This is a genomic window from Mesotoga sp. UBA5847 (assembly GCF_002432735.1).
Classification (GTDB): Bacteria; Thermotogota; Thermotogae; order Petrotogales; family Kosmotogaceae; genus Mesotoga.
Map to the genome: position 1 here is coordinate 2857 of NZ_DJGL01000102.1, position 15393 is coordinate 18249.

17 protein-coding genes and 6 tRNA genes are annotated in these 15393 nt (G+C 46.5%); 19 read left to right on the forward strand and 4 right to left on the reverse strand.

Annotated features, from left to right (window positions below; genetic code table 11):
- Positions 1 to 187: 187 nt before the first annotated feature.
- Positions 188 to 400, reverse strand: coding sequence for a transcriptional coactivator p15/PC4 family protein (locus B3K91_RS12460; RefSeq protein ID WP_099829468.1), 213 nt, complete (start codon positions 398 to 400; stop codon positions 188 to 190).
- A 120-nt stretch (positions 401 to 520) separates the two neighbouring features.
- Between B3K91_RS12460 and B3K91_RS12465 the strand changes: the two genes are divergently transcribed.
- Positions 521 to 1753, forward strand: coding sequence for a Gfo/Idh/MocA family protein (locus tag B3K91_RS12465; protein WP_099829469.1), 1233 nt, complete (start codon positions 521 to 523; stop codon positions 1751 to 1753).
- Here the strand turns inward: B3K91_RS12465 and B3K91_RS12470 are convergent.
- Positions 1748 to 2662 carry an ABC transporter ATP-binding protein gene (locus tag B3K91_RS12470; RefSeq protein ID WP_099829470.1) on the reverse strand — a complete coding sequence of 305 codons (915 nt, stop codon included), beginning with the start codon at positions 2660 to 2662 and terminating at the stop codon, positions 1748 to 1750. The two genes, B3K91_RS12465 and B3K91_RS12470, sit on opposite strands and share 6 nt — an antisense overlap.
- Before the next feature lie 218 nt (positions 2663 to 2880).
- Here B3K91_RS12470 and B3K91_RS12475 point away from each other — a divergent pair.
- From B3K91_RS12475 to B3K91_RS12500, 6 genes are all read left to right on the forward strand, one after another.
- A tRNA-Pro gene (locus tag B3K91_RS12475) sits at positions 2881 to 2956 on the forward strand.
- Between the two features lie 12 nt (positions 2957 to 2968).
- Positions 2969 to 3044 (forward strand) — tRNA-Gly (locus B3K91_RS12480).
- Positions 3045 to 3120: transfer RNA gene (locus tag B3K91_RS12485), tRNA-Arg, on the forward strand. It begins immediately after the preceding tRNA gene.
- 13 nt (positions 3121 to 3133) lie between these two features.
- Positions 3134 to 3209 (forward strand) — tRNA-His (locus B3K91_RS12490).
- 17 nt (positions 3210 to 3226) lie between these two features.
- Positions 3227 to 3302, forward strand: a tRNA-Arg gene (locus tag B3K91_RS12495).
- Positions 3303 to 3351: 49 nt separating this feature from the next.
- Positions 3352 to 3615 carry a stage V sporulation protein S gene (locus B3K91_RS12500; RefSeq protein WP_099829471.1) on the forward strand — a complete coding sequence of 88 codons (264 nt, stop codon included), beginning with the start codon at positions 3352 to 3354 and terminating at the stop codon, positions 3613 to 3615.
- A 36-nt stretch (positions 3616 to 3651) separates the two neighbouring features.
- On the opposite strand, the gene B3K91_RS12505 is transcribed toward B3K91_RS12500, so the two are convergent.
- Both B3K91_RS12505 and B3K91_RS12510 read right to left on the reverse strand, forming a co-directional pair.
- Positions 3652 to 5652 carry an alpha-amylase family glycosyl hydrolase gene (locus tag B3K91_RS12505; protein WP_292595323.1) on the reverse strand — a complete coding sequence of 667 codons (2001 nt, stop codon included), beginning with the start codon at positions 5650 to 5652 and terminating at the stop codon, positions 3652 to 3654.
- A 37-nt stretch (positions 5653 to 5689) separates the two neighbouring features.
- A tRNA-Ser gene (locus tag B3K91_RS12510) sits at positions 5690 to 5778 on the reverse strand.
- 245 nt (positions 5779 to 6023) lie between these two features.
- Between B3K91_RS12510 and rplU the strand changes: the two genes are divergently transcribed.
- From rplU to B3K91_RS12570, 12 genes are all read left to right on the forward strand, one after another.
- The gene (gene rplU, locus B3K91_RS12515) at positions 6024 to 6347 is read left to right on the forward strand and encodes a 50S ribosomal protein L21 (RefSeq protein ID WP_099829473.1); all 324 of its coding nucleotides are present in this window, start codon (positions 6024 to 6026) and stop codon (positions 6345 to 6347) included.
- A 1-nt stretch (position 6348) separates the two neighbouring features.
- Positions 6349 to 6594: a 50S ribosomal protein L27 gene (gene rpmA / locus B3K91_RS12520; RefSeq protein ID WP_103134275.1), complete on the forward strand. Its 246-nt coding sequence runs from the start codon at positions 6349 to 6351 to the stop codon at positions 6592 to 6594.
- Between the two features lie 27 nt (positions 6595 to 6621).
- Positions 6622 to 7146 carry a 50S ribosomal protein L13 gene (rplM, locus tag B3K91_RS12525; RefSeq protein ID WP_099829475.1) on the forward strand — a complete coding sequence of 175 codons (525 nt, stop codon included), beginning with the start codon at positions 6622 to 6624 and terminating at the stop codon, positions 7144 to 7146.
- A gap of 12 nt (positions 7147 to 7158) precedes the next feature.
- On the forward strand, positions 7159 to 7563 hold the full coding sequence (gene rpsI, locus B3K91_RS12530) for a 30S ribosomal protein S9 (protein WP_099829476.1): 405 nt from the start codon (positions 7159 to 7161) through the stop codon (positions 7561 to 7563).
- A 64-nt stretch (positions 7564 to 7627) separates the two neighbouring features.
- Positions 7628 to 9361 (forward strand): DNA primase, encoded by a 1734-nt coding sequence (gene dnaG, locus B3K91_RS12535; RefSeq protein WP_214078092.1) that lies wholly within the window; start codon positions 7628 to 7630, stop codon positions 9359 to 9361.
- A 16-nt stretch (positions 9362 to 9377) separates the two neighbouring features.
- The gene (rpoD, locus tag B3K91_RS12540; protein WP_414674204.1) at positions 9378 to 10592 is read left to right on the forward strand and encodes an RNA polymerase sigma factor RpoD; all 1215 of its coding nucleotides are present in this window, start codon (positions 9378 to 9380) and stop codon (positions 10590 to 10592) included.
- 249 nt (positions 10593 to 10841) lie between these two features.
- Complete coding sequence (locus tag B3K91_RS12545; RefSeq protein WP_103134278.1) at positions 10842 to 11558, forward strand: ATP-binding cassette domain-containing protein; 717 nt, start codon at positions 10842 to 10844, stop codon at positions 11556 to 11558.
- A 23-nt stretch (positions 11559 to 11581) separates the two neighbouring features.
- A complete protein-coding gene (locus B3K91_RS12550) occupies positions 11582 to 12541 on the forward strand; it encodes a 1-phosphofructokinase family hexose kinase (protein WP_214078091.1) in 960 nt (319 codons plus the stop codon).
- A gap of 5 nt (positions 12542 to 12546) precedes the next feature.
- Positions 12547 to 12999: an HPP family protein gene (locus B3K91_RS12555; RefSeq protein ID WP_214061238.1), complete on the forward strand. Its 453-nt coding sequence runs from the start codon at positions 12547 to 12549 to the stop codon at positions 12997 to 12999.
- On the forward strand, positions 12996 to 14273 hold the full coding sequence (gene mtaB / locus B3K91_RS12560; protein WP_292588588.1) for a tRNA (N(6)-L-threonylcarbamoyladenosine(37)-C(2))-methylthiotransferase MtaB: 1278 nt from the start codon (positions 12996 to 12998) through the stop codon (positions 14271 to 14273). The genes B3K91_RS12555 and mtaB overlap by 4 nt, the downstream gene beginning before the upstream one ends.
- The gene (locus B3K91_RS12565) at positions 14239 to 15123 is read left to right on the forward strand and encodes an aminotransferase class IV (RefSeq protein ID WP_214078089.1); all 885 of its coding nucleotides are present in this window, start codon (positions 14239 to 14241) and stop codon (positions 15121 to 15123) included. The genes mtaB and B3K91_RS12565 overlap by 35 nt, the downstream gene beginning before the upstream one ends.
- Positions 15086 to 15382, forward strand: a complete 297-nt coding sequence (locus tag B3K91_RS12570) for a DUF721 domain-containing protein (RefSeq protein ID WP_099829485.1) — start codon at positions 15086 to 15088, stop codon at positions 15380 to 15382. Before B3K91_RS12565 ends, B3K91_RS12570 begins: the two co-directional genes overlap by 38 nt.
- Positions 15383 to 15393 lie beyond the last annotated feature (11 nt).

Genomic DNA, 15393 nt, shown 5'->3' on the forward strand with positions numbered 1-15393 from the left:
CCTTTTCGTGCTTTGGATCATCCTGGCGCGCTTCCGGTAAGGATCTGCATCCTCTCACAATATGATCTTGACCAAGAACGAGGAACAGATCCTCGCTCTGGAACGAAGAACAGATTTTTTTCTCTCTTGGACGGTCAACTAAGGACGTCTCTTCAAAGCCCAAATCTAGTCCCTATTTAGCAAGAAGCTACTCTTTTACGGGCGGTGCATCTTTCTCCTTATTTAGAGCGTCGATCAGTTCATCAACCAGTTTGGGATTAATTGTGATTCCCTTTTTCGTCGGCTTGTAGTCGCCTTCATCATCCTGATAGTAGATCCTGAGATCCAGGAATTCGTGGCCTTTAAACTCTCTCTTCGAGACTCGAACTATCTCAGTGTCATTTCTCTTTATGTCTGTCAAACTCTTCACTCCTTTCAATTTTTATCTTTCCCTTTATATCACACTCGAACAACTTAGGCTATCCCGCTTTTGAAAGTCAGTGTTAGAATCAATTTACAAGTGGGAAGGTGGTAGATTTCTGTGGTGGATTTGATCATGATAGGTGCCGGTAACAGGGGATACTTTGCATATGGAGAGGCGCTAAGGTCTATAGATGGATCTCGGGTCGTCGCTGTGGCCGAACCCGATCAATTAAGAAGAGAGAGATTTGCAAAGAGGCATAGTATAGGCACCAAGGATTCTGTCGCAGATTGGCAGGTTCTTCTTTCGAGACCTAAATTCGCTGACGGTGTGATAATTGCTTCTCCGGAAACAGAACATGTGGAACCCGCCATACAAGCGCTTGCAAGAGGTTACTTCGTTCTTTTAGAGAAACCTATCTCTGTCGGGCTCGAAGGTATAGAATCTTTAGCAGACTTGGGTGCAGATACCTCCAGGCTATTCGTTGCTCATGTGTTGAGGTATTCCAGCTTTTTCAAGCGGCTGAAGTCTCTCCTTGATTCTGATTCAGTTGGAATGATACAGGCAGTTGAGTACACCGAGCAGGTCGCTTCCTATCACTTCGCTCACTCCTACGTAAGGGGTAACTGGAGAGACTCGACGCGTACCGGTCCCTCTATTCTCTCGAAGAGTTGTCACGATATGGATATTCTCACCTGGCTCCTTTCTTCGAAGGCTCTCTCGGTAATATCTAAAGGCGGACTCAAGTATTTCAGAAAGGAGAACGCACCCGAGAACTCAGCTGAACGATGTTTGGACTGCCCTCTGAACGAAACCTGTCCATATTCCGCTGTTACGCAATACTTATCAGACAATGTCGACTGGCCTGTGAACACTATCGGAAACGACATGTCTTTTGAGAGTCGCAGAGAGATTCTGCGTACGAGCAGTTACGGAAGATGCGTTTTCAGAAGCGATAACAGTGTCGCAGATTACCAGAATGTGCTTATCTCGTTTGATGACGGGGTCGATGCTTTCTTCTCGATGAATGCATTCACAAGCGCGAAGACAAGGAAGATCCTTGTCAGTGGTAGCCATGGCGAGATAACCGGCGATTTTGAAAGAGACAGTATAGAAGTCAAGCTCTTTTCAGGCGACCACAAGACTTATCTTGCTACCCACGATGGCTCGAGGCACGGAGGCGGCGATAGTGAAATAGTAAAGAGTTTTGTGAGATACCTTGAAGGGGAAGCAGGGTCCTTATCCACTACATTCGAAGACTCACTTCAGAGCCATTTAATGTGCTGGGCCGCAGAGAAGTCCAGGCTCATGGGAGGTACACCAATTGATCCCTGGAGTCTTATAAATCTATGAATTCTCACCGGTAAGCTCTACAAAGACGTCTTCCAAAGAGGGTCTTTTATGTTCGATATCTATAACTTCAAGCTTCATTTGCAGGATCCTGGGAAGAATATCCTCAATAGTGCATCCCTGCTGGAAGTTGATCTTCACAACTCCATTCAATCTACTTTCACTAAGATAGCCATCAATTCCTTTCAGCGAAATCGAAGGCGTGCCATTTATAGTAACGATAACTTGATCCTTGTTGAGAGAGGATCGGATGTCTTCAATTCTTCCGCTAGAGACAAGTTTGCCTTTATGCATGATGCCTACTGACTTCGCGATGTGCTCTGCTTCACTCATAATGTGTGTTGTAAGCACGATAGTTACCCCTGATTCGTTAAGCTCTTTCACCATATTCCTGATTGTTCTTGTTGACTGTGGATCTAAACCGAGAGTGGGCTCGTCCATGAAGAGTATCGACGGCTCGTGAAGCAGTGCCCTCACGAAGTTCACTCTTTGCTTCATCCCCGTCGAAAAGATTCTTACGGGCTTGTCTTTCCAGTCAGACATTCCCACCTTCTCGAGAAGAAGATGGATTCGCTCAACGGCCGACTTTCTATCCATTCTCAGCATTGAAGCAAAGAAGAGCAGATTCTCAAATGGAGAGAGACGGTCGTAAAGAATCACTCTCTCAGAAATGAGACCGACCTTCTCTCTTACCTGTTTGGCTTCGGTCTTGAGATCCATTCCCGAGACGTTTACATCGCCGGAAGTGGGTTTGATCAATCCTGTTAGAATTCTAATGAGAGTCGACTTCCCAGCCCCATTTGGTCCAAGAAGACAGAAAAGGTCGCCTTGATCTATCGAAAGCGCCACGTCATCAAGCGCTCTGAACGAACCATACTCTTTCACCAGATTCGATGTAACAATTGCAGCCACGAATAACCACCTCATCAAATATTCTACTACATTTCCTGTATATGGCTCTTGAAGTTGTGCTGTGTTGAACCACATAATACCACTGCAGTCTAAATGTTAGCCTAGATCTTTGACAAGTTACTGGGAGTGAATTATTTTGATGCGATCCTCCGTTCGCGCTACCTCGACTCTGTACTATTGACGGCATCCTTAAAATCTGATATATTTAGATTCGTGAACGGGGAGTAGCGCAGTTGGAAGCGCGCCTGTCTTGGGCACAGGAGGTCGCAGGTTCAAATCCTGTCTTCCCGACCAATGGTCATTAGTGCGGCTGTAGCTCAATTGGTAGAGTATCGCCCTTCCAAGGCGAATGTTGCGGGTTCGACTCCCGTCGGCCGCTCCAGCGCCCGTGGCTCAATGGATAGAGCACTGGACTTCTAATCCGGGGGTTGCAGGTTCGAGTCCTGCCGGGCGCGCCATGCAATGTTCGTGGTGGTTGTAGCTCAGTTGGAAGAGCGCCTGACTGTGGATCAGGCGGTCGCGGGTTCGAACCCCGCCAGCCACCCCACTCCTTCTTTATCTCATGCGCCCGTGGCTCAACGGATAGAGCATCGGATTTCGGCTCCGATGGTTGCGGGTTCAAATCCTGCCGGGCGCACCATCCTAAATCTCTCCCAGTAGCATGACAGGTCTCAAAGGAGGTAGCAGTCATGGAAGTCCTTAAGGTAGCAACCCACTCAAAACCAAATGCAGTCGCTGGTGCACTTGCCGGAGTACTCAGAGAGAAGGGCTTTGCGGAGATTCAGGCAATTGGAGCAGGAGCGGTGAATCAGGCAATAAAAGCGATTGCAATTGCAAGAGGGTATGTAGCTCCTAGCGGGATGGATCTCGTATGTGTTCCAATGTTTTCTGACGTTGAAATCGATGGTGAAGTGAGAACGGCAGTAAGGTTTTATGTAGAACCGAAGAAGTAACCTATAGACAAAAAGGGCCCCTAAGGGGCCCTTTATTCATTTGATCTCTGCTACCGCTACTTCGCCCGGACCCAATGACAAATGGAAATCTCCACCAACATTCCATTCAGAGTGAGCGTCGAACCCTTTGAGTCTCCAGGAGACCTTGTGTTCACTCTTCCATGTATGATAGCCAAGATCTATGTGGAAATCCTTCATGCTAGAAAAATCTCCGTTTGCTACCGTAAGCAGCCCTTTGGTGCCGTTCCAATAGAACAATCCGGCCGACTTCAAGTCATTTCCCCACATTAGTTTGAGATTGCCAGCGCTCAACAAATTGAAATTACTTTTTCTCAATGAAGAAAGGAGAGAAATGAGGTCTATCATATCTTCTTCGGCATTCCAGTGGAGCACATAAGGATCGAAGAACGCGAGCTTTCCGTAAAAGGGATCGTTGGGTGGAAGAACGTAACGGCCTTCTTCGTCGTTATCCAGGCCCAGATTCATCGGCTGAATCTCGAAAACCTCCTGTCCCGAATTTATGTAGGTGATTCCATTAGGCAGGAAGTAGTTGAGAATTGTGGCGAACCTGGAGAATTTCCTTCCATTAGGCCTGGAAGCTGCCCTCGGCGTGTCAGGAGTCTCTATTCCTGCCAAAGTGGGCAGCCTGAGACTTGGCAGCACTTTATACACAAGCTCTTTGAACTTTCCTTCATCTATTCTCGGTTCCATCCACCATGTGTTTCCCAGAATACAGTCGTAGCCTGACTGCCTGGCCTTTTCATCGTTGCCCATAACAAGCTCTTCGGCAATGATTGCAAAGGATGGGTCTCTCTCCTTTGCCTTGCGAATAATCCTGAGCTCAAGCTCCCTAGGAAGTGCGTGCCCCATATCTAGTCGAGCTCCATCTACACCGAATCTTTCGTTATAGAAGGGCATGATGTTTTCTATACTCTCCCATAGATCGGCCATCGGCTCGCTTCCGGGAAAGAAAGACGACTTGACAACATCGAATAGGACATAAGGCGGTTGATCCTCACTAACAAACTTGCGGGATTCAGTTGGATGATCCTTGTATAGTCTTAGAAAAGTTATATCGTCCCAAGTGGGCTGGTTGTCATTTATCCAGTCGGAAAAGCCCGGCGGGGTTACGAGGCCGAACTCAGAGACTAGTTCATCGAGAAAGCTTTCAGTGCCGTCGTGGCTAGCTACGAAGTCTCTCCATTTCTCGGGGTAGAGCTTCGCTGGCGAGTGGCTGAAAAGCGATAGATGCTTCTTTACGTTTTCATTGGAATATATGATGGGCAAAGTCTCAACCTTTGCCTGATCGAATCCAAGCGGTTCGATCTTCGGCGGCCTGTACTCGTCGAGTCTAGATGCGTCTATCCAATAAAACCACTCCGGGTGTTTGAGAATGAGTGCAGAATCACGGGCCGAGGTCCTGGGTATGAAATCTAGGACAACCCTCATTCCCATGACGTGAGCCGCTTCAACAAACGCCGTGAACTCTTCTTCAACATCCATATCCTCCAGCAACACATCGTGATACCGCTTGTCTATTGAAAAGAAGTCCTTCACCGAATAGGGCGAACCTAGCTCACCCTTCTTGAATTTATCACTGTAGCTCGTAACCGGCAGAAAGTAAAGAGTATCGAAGCCCATCTTCGAGAGAAAAGGCAGCATGAAGATCATCTTGAGAAACGTTCCAGATTCGGAATACTCCTGTGAATCCAGATCAGAGAAGAACTCAGGGTCGTGGTGCGAGTAAGCGGTTGTAGTTCTGACAAATGAGCCGTATATGATTGCCGAATTGATCCAGGAGTTGCCGCTCTCATTTCTGATTCTTCCGAGAGGTCTCGAGTAGTCTGTATCCTTTTCAGCCAACGCAGTAATTCTCTCAACTATACTTGAGCCATATTCATACGGATCAACGAATATGTATCGGTCTCTTAGCTTGACAGTCCCTGAATATCCTTCAGGCAGCCACTCTTTAGGAATAGAGTAATTCAGGTTACCCTTCTTGCTCTTCAGAAGCTGTTCGATCCTGTCGAGGATCACATTACCACCTCCAAAAAATAAGGGCACGACCGCCCTCTGGCGGAGGCGGTGGGACTCGAACCCACAAGGGGCGTCAACCCCACCGATTTTCGAGACCGGCTCCTTAGCCAATTAGGATACGCCTCCGTTCTGAATCGATTATATCACGGGCTGTAGCGCTGTCAATATGGTAAACTTGCACCACAGAAGGATCTCAACCAGTTTGAAACTCTTTCTCGTTCGTAATGATAATGTTACTCAGACACTCTCCTCACCCCACTACATATGATAGAATTTTGATCGCGAGCGGTTTTTTCGTGCGTGAAGCAGGTCTTAAATCCGAAAGGTACCTCGTTTCAGCACATTTTTATTGCATGAGGAGGTGGCTCTTAGTGTACGCCATCATTGAAGCCTCGGGAAGACAGTACAAAGTCGAGGAAGGCATGACTCTCTTCACCGAAAGGCAGAACGGGAAGGAAAGCGGAGACGAAATTGTCTTCGACAGAGTAATTCTCGTCCACAACGGACAGGAACCGATTGTAGGCAAGCCTTATGTGGACGGCGCAAAAGTTGTAGGCAAGGTTGTTTCTCACGGTAGAGACAAGAAGGTGCTGGTCGTAAAGTTTAGTCCCCGAAAGAACTTCGACAGAGTAAACGGTCACAGGCAGTGGTTCACAGAAGTCTCTATTGAGAAGATCGATACGGGGGTGAAATGAAATGGCCCGGAAAGGCACCGGTAGGTCGAACGGAAGAGACAGTAATCCCAACTATCTGGGGATTAAGAGAGGTGAATCTTCAGCCGTTAGGGCAGGCTCGATAATCGTAAGGCAGAGGGGAACGAAGATACACCCGGGAAACAACGTTGGACTGGGCAGAGACCACACCCTCTTCGCACTTATAGACGGCAAGGTTCACTTCGAAGAAAAAAACAACCGCAAGTACGTCAGTGTCTACAGCGAGTAAGCTGTTCTGTTAAGGAGGATTGCATCTATGAAAACTCAGAAGACACCTTTGTGCAGATGGGCAGTTACCCATTCCAAGGTGCAGACGAAAAGAAAGGGAGAAATCGAGAAGACTCTCGGTTACCTCGTTGATCACAATGGCAACAAAATAGAGAAGAAATGGTACGTCGTCGACGCAACTGACGTTCCACTCGGTAGACTTGCTGGGCAGATCGCTATGGTTCTTATGGGAAAGAACAAGCCTTACTACACTCCTCATCTCGACACCGGCGATTTTGTCATTGTAGTAAATGCCGACAAAGTCAAGCTTACCGGCAAGAAACTCGACCAGAAGATATATTACAGATACTCGGGCTATCCGGGAGGCATAAAGGAACGAACGGCAAGACAGATGATGGACAAGTTCCCGGAAAGAGTCGTTAGGCTCGCAGTCAAGAGAATGCTCCCAAAGAAGGCTTTGGGCGAGAAAATGCTAAAGAAGCTGAAAGTATATGCTGGCCCGGAGCATGACCACGCTGCGCAGAAACCCGAATTGATTGAACTGGTTAAATGAGGAGGTTGAGGCATGGCTGACTTTGTGAATTATTACGGAACAGGTAGAAGAAAGACCTCTGTCGCCAGAGTTCATCTGCGACCTGGTACCGGTAAACTTCTGATAAACGGAAAGGAATTCAAAGACCTCAAGGAATACCTTGCAAATGACGCATGGGTAAGAAGCGCTTTGAAACCTTCCGTGGTGACGAACACGATTGGTAGATTTGATATGCTCATAAGAGTCAATGGCGGAGGACTTGGAGGTCAGGCTGGAGCGATAAGTCTTGGAATTGCCAGAGCACTTGTCAAATTCAACCCTGATCTCAAGAAGCTTCTCAGGCAGAACGGTCTCTTAACGAGAGACTCGAGGGAAGTCGAAAGAAAGAAATACGGTCTCAAGAAAGCAAGAAGAGCACCTCAGTTCTCTAAGCGTTAACACATTTTAAAGAATACGGCCCGTACATAGAACGTATGGGCCTTTTTTTGCCGGTGGTGGTTCAGTGTTCACCAAAGAGGAACTCGACGAGATAAAAAAGTCCATAAACATCGTCGAATTCATCGGTCGCTATGTGAACCTGCAGAAGGCCGGAAGCTCTTACAGGGGATTATGCCCATTTCACAGTGACAACGATCCTTCGTTCTATGTTCACCCTCAAAGGGGCTTCTTTCATTGCTTCGGCTGTGGAGAGAAGGGTGATGTAATATCTTTCTACCAGAAGATTGAGAGTCTATCCTTCTCGGAAGCCGTGAAGCGGCTTGCAGATCATGCAGGGATTGTCGTCGAAATCGATTCGACGGAATCGGAATACGACAAATACACATCCATAATGTCTCGTCTAGCAGATGTTTACAGTCGTGAGTTGAAAGAAGGCAACTCAGCCGTAATGGAGTATCTTGTTGATAGACGCAAGATTTCGCTCGCCACAATAGACGAGTTTAAGCTGGGTTACTCCCCAGATGAAAGAACTTTTCAGCAATCGTTGCCGTCAAAATGTAGGGTCGATGAAAAGACCCTTGTTCAGTTTGGCATATTGATTGGAAGAGGGTCTTCTTTGAGGGATAGGTTTTCGGGCAGACTACTGATTCCTATTGACAACGAATCGGGCAGAGTAGTTGGATTCGGGGGAAGAATCATGGTTTCCGAACAAGGACCGAAATACACGAATTCTCCTGAATCGAAATACTTCCAGAAGAACAGACTTTTGTTCAACCTTTCACGCTCAAAAGGAGCAATCAAGCAGCTGAATTACGCAGTGATAGCAGAAGGGTATTTTGACGTCATCTCGCTCTTTGAGGCAGGCATTACCAATGCCGTCGGTTTGCTAGGAACGGCTTTAACGGAGCGACATCTACGGATTCTGGGCAATTACACGCGGAATTTGCTGTTCTTTCTTGACTCGGATGATGCCGGCCAGGCAGCAACACTAAGATCGATAGATATTGCTGAGAAGATCGATTTTTCGACGGCTGTAGTTGTCTCACGAAATCACAAAGACCCGGCAGACCTATTTGTCTCTGAAGGTGCAAAGGCGATTCAAGAAGTTCTTGCGGCAGCTATACCTGGACCTGCTTTTAGAGTGGAGTTTTTTGCGAGGAAACTAGATTTGTCGGTCCCTCAGGGGCGAAAACATCTCATTGAGTATCTGAAACCATATGTGATCAATTTCAGAAACTCTGGCAGTCTGGCGACCGTTCAATCAACTATCGCTGCGCTTTCTCAGAAGACAGGATACTCTGAGCGCGAACTCGAGTTGGCCCTTAAGGGAGGTCTTGGCGGACAGTCAAGAAGTGAAATCGGAAGAGGACTGGTTCTTAAACTGAAAGATCATGTAAGAATCTACCTGCAACACCCTTCACTCAGGTCAAAGGTTGTGAAGCAGCTGGAGCTGATTGCAGAGAGCGGAGATTTGAAGGAGATTCTGAAAGGAATGAAAAGAGGTCTGGAGCTTGAGGAGTTGCTGGACCTGGTTGACGAGATTGTAGGGAGAGAGTTGATCGATTTGGCATCCAGTTGCATTGATTTTGAAACGGCTCAGAGAATACTCGAAAAGACAGGTGAGTATGCAAACAGGAAACTAGTGGAAGAAGAGATGGCCGAGATCGACAGGAAGATGCCGAATGTAAAGGACGAGGGGGCGAGAAGAGCTTTGTTGGTCAGGAGGATCGAGCTTAGTAGATTGCTCGATAGAAAGATGAAGGGTGGCGATCAATTTGGAAAAGCAGAAAAAGAGTAAGAAGACGAGTGCAAAGGTGATTGAAGAGAATATCAAATCGCTTGCTGCAAAGATTGCAGTTGAAGATGAAGATTCGGAAGAAAATGGCGAAAACAATGCTCCTATTACAAAGGAAGAGATAGACAAGCGAATAGCGAAGCTTCTAAGGCAAGGAAAGAAGAAGGGATTTATAACTTACGAAGATATAGATAGCGCTTTTCCTCCTGATTACGAGGGATTTGACTCAACTCTTGTTGAATCGATATATGAGGAATTCGAGAAGAACAAAATCAATATCGTTGAAAAGGAACCAGTAGAGGAAGACGGTGATATAGAGAGTGAAGGCAGTGATGAGTTAGTATCTATCCTGGAAACGACACCTGAAATGTACGACAACATCTCGCTCAAAGACCCGATAAAAATGTACTTGAAGGAGATAGGCAAGATATCGCTTCTTACGCCAAGCAGGGAACGAGAACTTGCTCGCCGTGCTCAAAAGGGTGAGCCGAAGGCAAAGGAAGAACTAATAACCGCAAACTTGAGACTTGTTGTCTCTATTGCTAAGAGATACATAGGGCGGGGCCTTACTTTCCTGGATCTAATTCAGGAGGGAAACATAGGGCTCATAAAAGCCGTAGAGAAATTCGACTGGAAGAAGGGATACAAGTTCAGCACATATGCAACCTGGTGGATAAGGCAGGCGATTACCAGGGCCATCGCCGATCAGGCAAGGACTATTAGAGTTCCAGTCCATATGGTTGAGACAATCAACAAACTGAACAAGGTCATTCGAGAACACCTGCAGGACTACGGGGAGTATCCAACTATCGAGGAACTGGGGAAACTCACCGGGAAAACGCCGGAGAAGATCGAAGAGATCTTGGCTGCATCGAAGGAGACGGTTTCGCTTGAGTCACCAATTAGTGGTGACGAAGAATCGACAATGGGCGACTTCATTCACGACGACTCCATGGAGCAGCCGGAGGAAGCGGCAATGAAGATGCTTCTCAGGGAACAGATAGATCAGATTCTCGACACGCTTTCACCTAGAGAGGCGATGGTACTGAAGATGAGATATGGTCTTCTGGATGGAAAGACAAAAACGCTTGAGGAGGTAGGTCAGTTCTTCAACGTCACCAGAGAGAGAATTCGACAGATCGAAGTAAAGGCTCTCAGAAAGCTAAGGCACCCTTCAAGGAGTAAACAGCTCAAGGCGCTGTTGGGAATGCTTAATACGTCTAAGCGCGACTAATTTAGCCATTTAATAACAGTGTCTTAATTTATGTATCACTTGAGAGAAAAGTCTAGTGTATATAATGGAAAACACGTATGAAGGGACGTGAAAACTTGGCCGAAAAAAAGAAAGCAAGACCGGTTGAAACAAGTCCCAGAATTCTTTCTCAGATCGAACTATTAAAGAAGGCTAAGAGTGGCGACTTGCTCGCCAACAGGGAGATTCTTAGTCGATTGAACGATAGGAACGCTAAAGAGGAGCAGTCTCGTGATTGAGACTGCTCTTTCTTTGGAAGGCTTCTCTCTTATCGTCGACGGCAAGAAGATGCTCGACAATGTTTCGCTAGAAGTTCCGAAGGGAAATATCGCTCTTCTACAGGGAGCAAGGGGATCGGGTAAGTCGGCAATTCTGAGAAGCTTCATTCATCTCAACGAAGAGCTCTTCGATGATGTCCAATATACGGGATCAATAAAGCTCTTTGGATCGGATATCGACCAACTTGACAGAAAGAGCGTAAGGAATAGAGTAGCTTACGTGGATACGACATTCCTCGAAGCTATGTCAAACTTCACTTTGATTGAATTCTTCAGATTCCTGAAAGGAAAGCGATTCGAATTCGAGGATTTTGAAGAGAGCGAACTCGATCTTTTCAACGAGTTGGATCTTCTTGATCTTCTGGCCGTCAAAGCAGAGACCTCTCTCAAGACGATACCACTTTTCAAAAGGCTCTCGCTGCTGGTCTTTTCTACACTCATACGTCACCCCGAGGTGATCATTCTAGACAACATTCTTGATCACCTTGATGACGATGCCTGCACAGAGGTGAAGAACGTCCTTATAGATACCAGAAACAACACGACTCTGATTATCTCTTCCAGGTTTGTTCTGAGGCTTCTAGACATTTCTGATTTGTTGATTGTCCTGAAAAATGGTAAAATTTCATATGTAGGAAGTCCCGAGATTTTCGTTCTGAACAACCGATAAGTACTCGCCGTTGGAGGTGAACCATGAACGTCCTTACCGTTACGCTTAACCCTGCTCTCGACAGGGAAATAGTTGTTGAGAATTTCAAGATCAATGAGTTTCACAGGGTGAAGAATCCCAGTTATTCGGTTATGGATCCAGGAGGTAAGGGCATAAACGTTTCCGTGATTCTCTCCGGCCTTGGAGTTAGAAATATCGCCATGGGTTTTCTTGGCGGGTATATCGGAAAGGTTGTCGAAGAGAGAATGCGTCTGATGAGCGACCTCATCACTACCGCATTTATTCACGTTGAGGAAGAGACAAGAGAGAATATCGCTATTGTTGACCCCGTAGGCGAGACGATAACCGAGATCAATTCTTCGGGTCCTCTCATTAAGCCCGATGACTTGAGAATGTTTGTTCGTAGATTTGATGTGGCACTCTCCAGGGTCAGACATGTTGTGATCTCTGGGAGCATCCCGAGAGGTGTGGACAACGAGATCTGCAGGTCCTTATGCAAGAAGGTAAGTAACTCGGGAAAAGTATCGTTCGTGGAGGGTATCGGTCCCGCCTTCGAAATGGCCGTAGAAGCAGGAGTTGTGACTGTGGCTCGCCCGGATTTGAGAAGCAGGAAACTGCTTTTCGGAGAAACGATGGTAGATCTGAAGGATTATGTGAAAGCTGCAAAAAGGATGCTAGAACGCGGAGCCAGGCTTGCGATTCTCTCTTATGCAGTTGAAGGAGACGTGATTGCAACAAATGACGGTGTGTGGCTGTTCAACACTAAGAGCCATATTGATAGATCTCATCTTTTGGGGACTGGAGACGCCTTCATGGGTGGAGTTGTCAACTCCATGATAGAAAACGAAAATGATTACTTCCTGGCTGCAAAAAGAGGAATGGCTGCAGCCGTTGCGGAAGCAGAGTATATAAGCAAGGAACGTATCTCTCTTGAGGATATTGATGAACACATGGACTCATTCGATATACGAGAGCTGGAGTGATCTAGATGAAGGTTAGAGAAGCGATGATAAGAGACGTTTCGGCGATGTTCGAAGATGAAACCATAGAGGATTTCATTGTCTTATGCCTGAGGCAGAATAGGTCGGGGCTGCCGGTTGTTGATGAGGAATTCAAGGTTGTAGGATTCTTGAGTGAAAGTGATGTTATCAAGAGCGCACTGCCCAGTTACTTCAGTCTTCTTCAGTCTGCATCTTTCATTCCCGACACCCATCAGTTCGTCATTCGACTCGGCAAGATAAAGGACGATCACGTTTCGCAACATATGGTCAAACCGCCTGTAGTTATAAAACCAGATGACACAGTGATATATGCGGCAGATCTTCTGATCAAGAACGGTCTCAAAGTGATGCCGGTTGTAGATGAATACGGTAAGTTGATGGGCATAGTAAACAGGATTCATTTGATTCACGCAGCAACGCAAGGCAAGATAGATAGATGAAAAAAACAGTTTCAATCTACACTTTCGGCTGTAAGATGAACCAGTATGAGTCACAGGCAATGGCCGAAAGACTAAAGGACTTTGAAGTCAGTTTTTCTCAGGAACAAGCAGATCTCTTCATATTGAACTCGTGCACTGTGACCTCCGAAGCAGAGAGAAAGCTCAGACAGCTTTTCAGGAGGCTGAAGGCACTCAATCCGGACTCTAAAATCATAATCGTAGGCTGTTACTCCGAGCTTTCACCCGAGGAGCTGATGGTACTTGGTGCAGATGAAGTTGTAGGAGTTAAAGAGAAGAGGGCCATTCACAAGTACGTTGCGAGGCAGCTAGATAGACCCGACGGAGTTCCTCAAGAAGGTTTTTTCACCGTTACTTCGAGTATTGAAGGAAGAACGAGGGCTTTTCTCAGCATAGAAGACGGCTGTCTGAATAACTGCTCGTATTGCAGAATCAGGCTGGCAAGAGGAAGCAACGTAATCAGCAAACCAATAGATATGGTTAGGAAGGAATTCGAAGGATTGGTCCGAAGAGGCTACAAAGAAATCGTCCTGACCGGGATCAACATCGGATACTACGGGGTCGACTTAGATTCGTCTTTGACGGAGCTTCTTAACGAGCTTGACGGTTTAGACGGGAATTGGAGAATAAGACTCGGTTCACTCGACCCCGATACCGTTGATAAGAGCTTCCTCGATCTACTGGCCGGTTCATCGCGAATTGCAAGACATATGCACCTGTCGTTGCAGAGTGGTTCTGATAACGTCCTGAAATACATGAAAAGGAAGTACACAATAAGCGAGTACCTTAGAGCTGTTGAGAGCACCAGAATGGTAGACCCTAGATTCGCGTTCACAACGGATTTAATAGCGGGATTTCCTGGAGAACTTGACGAGGATCATATGCAGACGCTTCGAATAATTGAAGAAGTGAATTTCCTGAAGGTTCATGTGTTTAGGTTCTCAAAGAGACCGGGAACAGAGGCTGCAGAGATGAAGGATCAGATAGAATCCGGAGTGAAGAAGGTAAGAGCGCAGCAGCTAATTGAGGCTGGAGCGAAGTCGAGAGAGAGGTATCTCGAGACGCATATCGGCCAGACAAGCAAAGTCCTGATAGAGAAAACCGACTCTTCTACGAGTCGTGGTTTCGATGAATACTATGTGCCTCACGTCGTCAACGGAAGACAAAGCGGCTTTGTGAATGCGACGGTAACGAATTTCGAGAGTCACAAGGAGGGTTCCGATGCTGAACTATATTGCCGATCGGTGGTGCGATGAAGATTCTTCCCTGGTCAGTATTCTTGTTCCGGGAGTAATGAACAGTGAATCGGTCTACGAAGTAGTTCGAACGTACAACGGATTGCCTTTTGCATTCAGAAAGCACTTTGAGAGGCTCAAGCAGTCGGCAAAACTGTTGGGCCTGGAAGTCCCTTTCAGCTGCAAAGAGCTTAACTCTATAATCATGGAAGGGCTTGAAAAAAACAAGGCAGTACAGACAGAGGATTTCAGAATCAGAATATCGCTACTCAGTTACGGAAAGGAAAGCAGGGCAGCGGTCATCTTCAGCAAGCTTCCCTCTGTGTCGAAGGATATCTATGAACTCGGAGTGAAGGTGTGCATTTCGCCGTTTACAAAGCCCTCGGGCGATATCCTGAATCCTCAGCTGAAAATGCCGGGCTCTAGCTGGAATATCAGAACGAGAAAGTTGCTCGGAGACAATTACGACATGATTATACTGAATGAAAAGGGAAACGTCTGTGAAGGATCGTTCTCGAATGTCTTCCTGGTCATCGATGGTTCGGTAGCTACTCCGGATATCCGCTCGGGAGTCCTTCCAGGAATAACGCGTGATAACGTAATCGGTCTATGTGAATCTCTGGAGATCACAGTTGAAAAGAGACCTATCCCGTCGTGGGAGTTGTTCTGTGCCGATGAGATATTCATGAGTCATACGAGCGTAGGGATCGTTCCAGTAAGGAGACTGGAAGAGAAAGTGCTTATTGAGGACTTTACGGATGGAATGACGAGACTGCTGCTCGACAATTTTGAGGGATACATAATGACAGAAGACAGCAATTGGAGCGGATTAGATGAAGTGGAGCCATCGAACTATAGGGCAGATATTTGATGAACTGGTGAAAAGCTCGGGGCTGTTCAGAAAGATAAAAGTCTTCGAGTTGAATAAAGACTGGGAAGAGATCGTTGGTCAGCCAATAGCAAATCACTCGTCAATTACGGATTTTACTGACGGGACTCTCATTGTAAGTGTTGATGATGGAATGTGGCTCAATGAAATGAGACTAAGGGAAAAGGCTCTTCTTACTAAGCTGAACTCTGCATTAGGAGTAGAAGCAATCAGAAGAATTAAATTTAGAATTAGGCGATAGACATGGAGGTG

Excerpts from the sequence above, each read along its gene's own strand:
- B3K91_RS12550 (WP_214078091.1), top strand. The coding sequence starts at position 11,582 with ATGAACGTCCTTACCGTTACGCTTAACCCTGCTCTCGACAGGGAAATA.
- rplM (WP_099829475.1), top strand. The coding sequence starts at position 6,622 with ATGAAAACTCAGAAGACACCTTTGTGCAGATGGGCAGTTACCCATTCC.
- mtaB (WP_292588588.1), top strand. The coding sequence starts at position 12,996 with ATGAAAAAAACAGTTTCAATCTACACTTTCGGCTGTAAGATGAACCAG.
- B3K91_RS12555 (WP_214061238.1), top strand. The coding sequence starts at position 12,547 with ATGAAGGTTAGAGAAGCGATGATAAGAGACGTTTCGGCGATGTTCGAA.
- rpsI (WP_099829476.1), top strand. The coding sequence starts at position 7,159 with ATGGCTGACTTTGTGAATTATTACGGAACAGGTAGAAGAAAGACCTCT.
- B3K91_RS12565 (WP_214078089.1), top strand. The coding sequence starts at position 14,239 with ATGCTGAACTATATTGCCGATCGGTGGTGCGATGAAGATTCTTCCCTG.
- B3K91_RS12570 (WP_099829485.1), top strand. The coding sequence starts at position 15,086 with ATGAAGTGGAGCCATCGAACTATAGGGCAGATATTTGATGAACTGGTG.
- rpmA (WP_103134275.1), top strand. The coding sequence starts at position 6,349 with ATGGCCCGGAAAGGCACCGGTAGGTCGAACGGAAGAGACAGTAATCCC.
- B3K91_RS12500 (WP_099829471.1), top strand. The coding sequence starts at position 3,352 with ATGGAAGTCCTTAAGGTAGCAACCCACTCAAAACCAAATGCAGTCGCT.